Annotated in this window: 1 protein-coding gene; it reads left to right on the forward strand. The window is 47.6% G+C overall.

The window, feature by feature from the left end:
- Positions 1 to 402 (forward strand): biotin/lipoyl-containing protein (locus B4N75_RS09070; protein WP_296707208.1); only part of this gene is annotated, 402 nt, incomplete at its 5' end.
- Positions 403 to 456: the final 54 nt, after the last annotated feature.

Consider the following 456-nt stretch of genomic DNA (forward strand, 5'->3'; position numbering starts at 1 on the left):
GTTGAGTCAATGAAGATGGAGCTTGAAGTAAAATCTCCTGCTGACGGCACAATCACATACACAGTTCCAACAGGAACTCAGATTGCAAACGGCCAGGTTATCGCGACAATTGGCGGAGTTGTAAAAGCTGCTCCTGCGCCTTCCGCAAATCCGGCTCCGGCTGCCGCTCCTGCAGCAGCTGCTTCTGCTGGCGGAAAAGCTGTAAAAGCTCCAGTTGCTGGAACTTTGCTCAAATACGCTGTTGCTGAAGGCGCAAGCGTTCAGGCTGACACAACTGTAATCATCATTGAGTCAATGAAAATGGAGCTTGAAATCAAAGCTGGCGCGGCTGGCAAAGTTCACTTCACAGTTCCTGCAGGAACTCAGGTTTCTAACGGACAGACTGTTGCTGAAATTCAGTAAGAATTAATCGTTGTTGCAAGAATTATCTCGTAAGATACATTTCTTGCAATGACG

It is taken from the genome of Treponema sp. UBA7570 (genome assembly GCA_002477955.1).
Taxonomy (GTDB): Bacteria; Spirochaetota; Spirochaetia; order Treponematales; family Treponemataceae; genus Treponema_D.